An 8,299-nucleotide genomic window follows, 5' to 3' on the forward strand; every position below is an offset into this window, starting at 1 on the left:
AAGAAGGAAGAAGGAAGAAGGAAGAAGGAAGAAGGAAGAAGGAAGAAGGAAGAAGGAAGAAGGAAGAAGGAAGAAAACAATCCTAACCAATTACCAATTACCAATTACCGATTACTGAGACATGGAAAATACCACCGAAAACCCACAGGAGGAAATACAAGCCGATATGTACTTAAAACCTAAATTTAAGATTTCTTGGCAGGTGATCTTTGCCGTTGTGATGTTTTTTTATATGTACCTGCCCATCCTGGTACTCACCTTTTACAGCTTTAACAAATCGCGTTTTAGCGCCGGCTGGGAAGGATTTACTTTAGATTGGTACGTTAAATTATTTAGCGATACGCGGATTTTAATTGCCCTGAGAAACAGCTTAACAGTGGCTGTTTGTGCAGTTGCAATCTCGGCTGTACTCGGCACTTTAATGGCCGTTGGTTTAGCCCGCTACCGCTTTCCTGGCAAGAATTTATATCAGGGAGTTTCCTACTTGCCGATTATTATTCCAGATATTGCGACCGCAGTTGCTACTCTGGTATTTTTAGCAGCGCTGGCTATTCCTCTGAGTTTGTGGACAATTGTCGCCGCTCACGTTGTGTTTTGTCTGGCTTACATCGCTCTAGCTGTTTCTACTAGATTGGCAGATTTAAACCCATATTTAGAAGAGGCTGCCTTGGATTTGGGTGCAACGCCTGTTGAGGCTTTTATTCAGGTTTTGCTCCCTCAATTAATACCCGGAATTGTTTCCGGTTGTCTGCTGTCTTTTGTCCTCAGCATGGACGATTTTTTGATTGCGAGTTTTACCGCAGGTAGCGGCACTACAACTCTACCGATGGAAATTTTTAGCCGGATTCGGACTGGGGTAAAACCTGATATTAATGCTCTGAGCGTGCTGTTGATAGTAGGTTCGGGAGGATTGGCATTTTTAGCGGAATATTTGCGCGGCCGGGGCGAGCAAAAACGGGCTCATTAGTCATGGGTTATTGGTTATTAGTCATTAGTCAACAGTCATCAGTTAACAGTCATCAGTCAACAGTCAACAGTCAACAGTCAACAGTCATTAGTCACCAAAAAACCCGGTTTCTCAAAGAAACCGGGTTTCTGAAGCGGTAAGGTGGGCCATAAGCGCCCTACAGAGCTTCTGCCTCCAGGACTCAATTGCTGCTACTTCGCTGGTAATTTCACTTTAGTAGCCAAACCTAGTGCTTCCAAAACTTGAATTGTCATCCAAGTGAAGTCAATTTCCCACCATTTCATACCGTGACGCGCAGAGTATTGATAAGCATGGTGGTTGTTGTGCCAGCCTTCGCCGTAAGTCAGGACAGCTACCCACCAACAGTTAGTAGAACTATCCTTTGTTTCGTATGTGCGGTAGCCAAATTTGTGAGTGGCGCTGTTAACAAACCAGGTGCAGTGATAAACGAAAACTAAGCGGACAAAAATTACCCAAACTACAAAAGACCAGCCTGCTGCTAAGTAGAGCAAGACGCCAAATGCGATTTGAATGGGGAGAAAGTAGTTTTGCAAAAATTGGTAAAATGGGTCGCTCGAAAGGTCTTTTGTGCAGCGGGGAATTTCATCGTGGGCGGGGCCTTTATAAAGCATCCAACCCATGTGACTCCACCAAAAACCCTTCTGGGCATTGTGAGGATCTAGCGCGTTTTCGTCCGAGTGGGTGTGGTGCAAGCGGTGCAGGCCAACCCAATGAATTATGCCTCCTTGACACGCAAGCGCTCCGCAAAAAGCTAGGAAATATTCTACGAATTTTGGTGTCTGAAAACTGCGGTGGGTGAGCAGGCGGTGCCATCCGAGAGTTATTCCCAAACCGCCTGTTACCCAGTGCATAAATACAGTTAAACCAACTGCTGTCCAATTGAAGTTACTCGGAAGCAGGGCGAACAAAGCGCCGATATGAACTCCTGCTAAACTAATAATGTGTGCCCAATTGTACTGGAGTTTGTTTTGCGTTGCAATTGTCATTCTATTTTTGATTTCTGATTAGATGGCGAGCTAGATTCACCCATAAAAGTTTGGATTGAGGTAGTGAACTGTTTTGTTGAACACTTGCCCAAACTAATAAATAATGAATGATAGAGTTTGGATTACGATTGAAAAAAAATTAGCGTTTTGTCTTGACAATAAAAATTTTGGATGCTAAACAAAATTTTTTCTTCCCAAATCTATTATAACTGATTCTGGTTTTGGTTGGGTCGATCGCACCAGAGGATGAGAGCTGACTTCAACCCAACCTATACCGATCGCAAAAACAGGGTTAGGCATTGGTCACGAGCCATTAGTCCAGAACTGATGACCGACAACCAATGACTAATTGCCGATCGCTATTTTTCTGCTAATTTCACTTTGGTTGCCAAACCCAGCGATTGCAGCAATTGAATTGTCATCCAGGTGAAGTCGATTTCCCACCATTGGAGACCGTGGCGAGCCGAGTATTGAAAGGCGTGGTGGTTGTTGTGCCAGCCTTCGCCGTAGGTCAGCAGAGCCACCCACCAACAGTTCGTCGAGCGATCGCCCGACTCGTAGGTGCGGTAGCCGAATTTGTGGGTAGCGCTGTTCACCAGCCAAGTGCAGTGGAACACCACCACGATCCGCATAAACACACCCCAAACCACGAAAGACCAGCCGCCTAATAAATAAAGCAACACACCGAAGACAACTTGGATGGGGATAAAATATGCTTGGAGAAACTTGTATACTGGGTCGTCGCCGATGTCTTTAGTAAAGCGGGGGATTTCAACTCTGATCGGCAGATCCGAAAGCATCCAGCCCATGTGGCTCCACCAGAAGCCTTGATTGGAATCGTGGGGATCTGTTCCCGTGTCGGAATGTATGTGGTGTAACCGGTGCATTCCCACCCAGTCGATCGGGCCGCCTTCACAGGAAAGAGTACCGCAAATAACTAGAAAATACTCTAGCCATTTAGGTGTTTGAAAACTGCGGTGGGTGACGAGGCGGTGAAATCCGAGAGTAATTCCTAAACCACCGGTTACCCAATGCAGGAATACTGCTAGCCCGACCGCAGACCAGCTAAAATTACCCGGCAGCAAAGCAAATAAAGCACCGATGTGCAGAAAGGCCATAAAGCCTATGACAGGCCAATCAGGAGAAGTTTTTTTGGAAGTTGCAATCGTCATGAATATATTATGTTTACAAACTAGGGGCCGCATCTACGCCATAATGAACAGCGCGCACGCAAAGGGTGAGCGAGGTATAGATGAATAGCGTTTCACGGCTACAGGAAGCAGAACAGGCACTCTTTCAGATTTTTTCTGGTATTGACGCGACAGTCAAGCAAAATCTTCAACGAGTCTTAAAAGCTTTTCGCAGCCACCGGGTTGGAGTCCACCATTTTGCAGGGGTTACGGGTTACGGCCACGACGATTTGGGTCGGGAGACTTTGGACGGGGTGTTTGCCGAAGTAGTAGGCGCAGAGGCGGCGGCTGTCCGGGTACAGTTTGTTTCGGGTACTCACGCGATCGCCTGTGCTCTTTTTGGCATCCTGCGTCCTGGTGATGAAATGTTGGCAGTGGCTGGTTCTCCCTACGATACTTTAGAAGAAGTGATCGGCTTGCGCGGGCAAGGTCAAGGTTCACTGCTTGAGTTTGGCATTAGTTACCGTGAGTTGCCTCTCACTCGCGAAGGTAGTGTGGATTGGCAGGCATTGAGCTCTACTATTTCAGGAAAGACTCGCCTGGTTTTTATCCAGCGCTCTTGCGGCTATTCTTGGCGGTCGAGTTTGTCTATTTCTGAGATTGAAAAAATCGTCGCCATAGTCAAACATCAGAATCCTAGCACAATTTGCTTTGTTGATAATTGTTACGGGGAGTTTGTTGAGGATTGTGAACCTACTGCTGTCGGTGCGGATCTGATGGCTGGTTCTTTGATTAAAAATCCGGGGGGTACGATCGTCCCTGCAGGAGGTTACGTCGCTGGCAGGGCGGATCTGGTGTCGCAGGCAACTTGTCGCTTGACGGCGCCGGGAATCGGCAGCAGCGGCGGCGCAACTTTTGATTTGAATCGGTTGCTGTTTCAGGGTTTGTTTATGGCTCCCGGTGTTGTGGGGGAGGCGAAGAAGGGAAATCATTTGACTGCTTATGTTTTTTATAAGTTGGGTTATCGGGTGAATCCTATTCCTTTGGCGAGGCGCAGAGATGTGATTCAGGCGATCGAATTCGGTTCTGCTGAGAAGTTAATTGCTTTTTGTCGCGCGGTTCAGCAAAATTCTCCCGTCGGTTCCTATTTAGATCCGGTGCCGGCTCCGATGCCGGGCTACGAGAGTCAGTTGGTGATGGCTGGGGGTACTTTTATTGATGGGAGTACGTCGGAGTTTTCGGCTGACGGGCCTCTGCGTCCGCCTTACGTGGCTTTTTGTCAGGGGGGAAGTCATTGGACTCATGTATCGATCGCTCTTGAAGCTGCGATCGATGCTGTGGGCCCGGCTAAGTAAGTTGTAGGGGCGGTGCGGTACGGGGGCTCCCTGGGTTTGCACGGTGATTTTTGGGGATTTTTTGACCGCAGATGCAGGCAGATTGACGCTGATGAACGCAGATTATAATATCTCTCCGGGATCGGCTGCTGGGAGTTTGCTCGCCGGCGCGATCGCGCCGGAACCGGTACACAGGATCGCAGTTAAAATTAATATCGCTGTATTTGCGAGTTTACTCGGCATTTTTGAGTGCTTGAATATCGCTTTGCATAATTATGCTGACATTGCGCGAAATCTTGTCTATTTCCCAATCCCACCACCGAATGGATAATAGTTGTGCAACTTGACTATCGCTAAAACGCTGTTTGATTGGATGGGCGGGGTTTCCACCGACAACGGTATAAGCGGGAATGTCTTTTACTACAACGGATTTGGCTGCAATGACGGCACCGTCGCCGATTTTTACTCCGGGCATAATCATCGATTCATAGCCGATCCAAACATCATTGCCAATGACGGTATCGCCTTTACTTGGCAGTTCGATTAATAAATTCATGGCTGTTTCCCAACCATTCCCAAAAACAGGAAAAGGATAAGTTGAAATTCCGTCTATTTTGTGATTTGCACCGTTCATAATGAATTTTACGTTAGTCGCGATCGCACAAAATTTACCAATAATTAATCGCTCCTTTCCGTAGTTATAAAGTACATTTTTTTCAAAGTTTTCTGGCTCTATTGGATCGTCGTAATATGAGTAATCGCCGACGATAATGTTGGGGGATTTAATAAAGTTTTTGATGAAGCATACGCGCCGGTGATCGGCCATCGGATAAGGTCGGTTTGGATCGGGCCCCATTTCTGTCATAAGTTTCAATGCTTATTCGTTAAGCTGCTGGATTGATCTACTGTTAATTCGAGTGAGGTTTGCTTATGCTTCCCTAACATAGAGTAGTAGTGTTTGTCAAGGGGTGGGCGATAAATTTTGGATCGATCGCCCTGCAAGAAATGAGACAAAATGGTAAAAGCCAACATCCATCCGCGTTCCGAAGCGGTTAAAAATCCCAAATTAATATGAAAGAAGCGATCGCAGTGAGATAATTTATGAGAGTACGAACCTACGAAATCGGTGATACCCAACAAATTGTAAAACTTTTTTACGACACGGTACACGAAGTAAACATCCGCGATTACACACAAGCACAAGTAGATGCTTGGGCGCCAGCAGATATGGATATCGAACGTTGGACTAAAAGTTTAAGCAGTAAATTTACTTTCGTAGCAGAAGAGGGTGAGAAAATTGCAGGTTTTGGGGAATTAGAAGCAAGCGGCCATATCGATCGCTTTTACTGTCATCAAGATTTTCAAAGGCAAGGAGTCGGCAGGCTAATTTTAAAACAAATTGAGTCAAAAGCCAAAGACTTAGGAATTAACAAGTTATTTACCGAAGCCAGCATTACAGCTAGACCTTTTTTTGAAAGCCAGGGATTTATTGCGATCGGAAAACAAGAAGTAGAACGCAGAGGACAAAAACTTATCAACTTTCCCATGGAAAAAAATATATAAACAACGATTTGTGTAAAATTAGATCGAAGAGTTTTACGGAGGAGTTGCGATGGTGACGGAAGCTACAAATGTGGTGGGCGGAAAGTTAGAGACTTGCTGCACGTCGCCGATGACGGGCTATTATCGAGACGGCAAATGCAATACAGGTGGTGGCGACTTTGGGGCTCACACTGTTTGTGCTCAACTGACAGAAGAGTTTTTGCAATTCACTAAATCGAAGGGAAATGATTTGAGCACTCCGGTTCCCGAATTTAATTTCCCCGGTTTGAAGCCTGGGGATTGCTGGTGTTTGTGCGCCTCTCGCTGGAAGGAAGCAATGGATGCAGGAGTTGCGCCGCCTGTGGTTTTGGCTGCGACTCACGCCTTGACTTTGGAATACGTTTCTTTGGATGAATTGAAGCAGCACGCTGCTGATTTGTAGGAGGATGTTGCTGTGCGATCGCTTTTAGTCAATAAGGGCGATCGTCTTTTTGTGATGAACATCAAGTCAATGGATTTGAGATTTGAGATCGATCGCTACTCAAATATTTAAGTGCGATCTCCTCGTCATTTCGAGGTTTTACTATTAGATTAGATGAATTTACGGCTTTACTCGATCCTGATTCTCAATTAAATTTGGTGTCCGCGGTGCAGCGTTTGGTCAAAAATTGCGGGCTGACGGCTTTGTGGGTGACTCACCGTTTGGATGAGTTGAATTATCGCGATCGGGCTTTTTTGTTGGAGAAGTGTGAAGTGCTCGATCGGGGCGATCCACCAGGGTTAAAGCAGCGGTTGATGCAAATTTAGGAAGTTTAGCGGCTGAAGTTTAGCCAGAATTAGCGATCGCATTTCATCGGACGTGATATTAAAGGTAAAACAAGGATGACTAACAGGACTTAGACAAAAACTGAAACCATTTTGGATTCAAACGCAGATAGAGAAATACTTTGAACTCAAAAAACATGAATCTAGTTATACAAAGGGTTTCAGACATTTTTAGGTTATCGATTTCTTTCCATTCCCTAGAGGGGGTTTCAGCTTTTAAAGGGGCTGGAAAATGTTTAAGTCCCACTAAAAAGCAGGCTGTGTAAGTCTTCTTCCTTCTTTCTTCTTCCTTCTTTCTTCTTTCTTCTTCCTTCTTCCTTCTTCCTGACATCCATTACATACGTTACATCCGTTACAGAATCCGTTGCCGAACTTTCTTGTACTTAACGATCGCGATCCCCATACTGTATAATCCTGTCAAGGCTATTTTGAGCCCCCAAAGCCACTATTAAACAAAAAAACTTCTATTTTTCCTTATGTTAGACGCTAAAACTCTATTTCAAGAAAGCTACTATCTGGCGAAAAACTCAGAGGTAGCCGCCGCTGTAGCCAAAGGGAACTTCCAAAACGGATTTGAACACTTTAGCAAATTTGGTCAATTTGAGGGCCGAAACCCTAGCGCCCTATTCGATACTAATTATTATCTCCTAAATAACCCTGATGTCGCTGCCGCTGTCAATAGCGAAGCTACGACAGCATTACAACACTTCATTAATTTTGGAGAATCTGAAGGCCGCAATCCTAGCCCATTCTATAACAACAGCTATTATCTAGGGAAAAATCCCGATGTTGCTGCGGCTGTCGATCGCAATGAAATTACTGGCATCGGTCACTTCATCCAATTTGGTCAATCGGAAAACCGCAGTCCCAGCCCTTTGTATAACGATAGCTATTATCTGGCAAAAAACCCCGGTATTACTGCCGCTGTTGAACGCGACGAACTCACTGGCATTGAACACTTTATCAAGTTTGGCGCTGCTGAAGGGCGAGATGTCACCCCATTTATTAAGTCTGGTGACTCAACCTTGCCAAATGGCGTTGCTTCTGGAGATACCACCCAAACTTCAACGGTTTTGTGGACTCGCAGCACAGCTCTTGGTAATGTTGTCTTTGAATACTCCACAGATCCAAACTTCAGTAACAGTCTCGGCACTCTCACAGAAACCGTCACCGATGTTACCGTACCCGTGAAAGCCGAACTGACGAATTTAAAGCCTGGTACTCAATATTTTTATCGAGTGCGTGATGCCGCTGGCACTTCAGCAGTTGGGCAATTCCGCACTGCTGCTGAGTTGGGAAATCGCCAGGGTTTACGATTTGGGGTAGCAGGCGACTGGCAAGGTCAACTTACTCCTTTCCCGGCGATCGCAAATGCGCCGGAACGCAATCTCGACTTTTTTGTTCGCCTCGGCGACTCCGCTTATCGAGAATCTGGGTCTAAAACCCCGTCCTTTAAGGACGGCTTTGCTAAAATATACATGGTCACAGACCCGC

8 protein-coding genes and 1 pseudogene are annotated in these 8,299 nt (G+C 45.8%); 6 read left to right on the forward strand and 3 right to left on the reverse strand.

What is annotated here, in order from left to right; translation table 11 throughout:
- The first annotated feature begins 121 nt into the window (after positions 1-121).
- Positions 122-967 carry an ABC transporter permease gene (locus QUB61_RS36100; protein ID WP_333135873.1) on the forward strand — a complete coding sequence of 282 codons (846 nt, stop codon included), beginning with the start codon at positions 122-124 and terminating at the stop codon, positions 965-967.
- Positions 968-1,158: 191 nt separating this feature from the next.
- Here QUB61_RS36100 and QUB61_RS36105 read toward each other — a convergent pair whose 3' ends face one another.
- Complete coding sequence (locus QUB61_RS36105) at positions 1,159-1,974, reverse strand: fatty acid desaturase (RefSeq protein ID WP_333135871.1); 816 nt, start codon at positions 1,972-1,974, stop codon at positions 1,159-1,161.
- Between the two features lie 359 nt (positions 1,975-2,333).
- On the reverse strand, positions 2,334-3,146 hold the full coding sequence (locus tag QUB61_RS36110; RefSeq protein ID WP_172187909.1) for an acyl-CoA desaturase: 813 nt from the start codon (positions 3,144-3,146) through the stop codon (positions 2,334-2,336).
- Between the two features lie 80 nt (positions 3,147-3,226).
- Between QUB61_RS36110 and QUB61_RS36115 the strand changes: the two genes are divergently transcribed.
- Positions 3,227-4,459: a methionine gamma-lyase family protein gene (locus QUB61_RS36115; protein WP_333135868.1), complete on the forward strand. Its 1,233-nt coding sequence runs from the start codon at positions 3,227-3,229 to the stop codon at positions 4,457-4,459.
- A 211-nt stretch (positions 4,460-4,670) separates the two neighbouring features.
- On the opposite strand, the gene QUB61_RS36120 is transcribed toward QUB61_RS36115, so the two are convergent.
- Positions 4,671-5,294: a Vat family streptogramin A O-acetyltransferase gene (locus QUB61_RS36120; protein WP_445300322.1), complete on the reverse strand. Its 624-nt coding sequence runs from the start codon at positions 5,292-5,294 to the stop codon at positions 4,671-4,673.
- Between the two features lie 245 nt (positions 5,295-5,539).
- Here QUB61_RS36120 and QUB61_RS36125 point away from each other — a divergent pair, with 245 nt between their 5' ends.
- The 4 genes and pseudogenes from QUB61_RS36125 to QUB61_RS36140 all read left to right on the forward strand — a co-directional run.
- Positions 5,540-6,001 carry a GNAT family N-acetyltransferase gene (locus QUB61_RS36125; RefSeq protein WP_333135864.1) on the forward strand — a complete coding sequence of 154 codons (462 nt, stop codon included), beginning with the start codon at positions 5,540-5,542 and terminating at the stop codon, positions 5,999-6,001.
- 49 nt (positions 6,002-6,050) lie between these two features.
- Positions 6,051-6,422, forward strand: a complete 372-nt coding sequence (locus QUB61_RS36130; protein WP_332960449.1) for a DUF2237 domain-containing protein — start codon at positions 6,051-6,053, stop codon at positions 6,420-6,422.
- A 149-nt stretch (positions 6,423-6,571) separates the two neighbouring features.
- Positions 6,572-6,787 (forward strand): annotated as a pseudogene (locus QUB61_RS36135) (ABC transporter ATP-binding protein); the annotation flags it as partial.
- Positions 6,788-7,281: 494 nt separating this feature from the next.
- On the forward strand, positions 7,282-8,299 hold a 1,018-nt coding region (locus QUB61_RS36140), incomplete at its 3' end, for a PhoD-like phosphatase N-terminal domain-containing protein (RefSeq protein WP_333135861.1).

Source organism: Microcoleus sp. C2D2 (genome assembly GCF_036702495.1).
Classification (GTDB): Bacteria; Cyanobacteriota; Cyanobacteriia; order Cyanobacteriales; family Microcoleaceae; genus Microcoleus.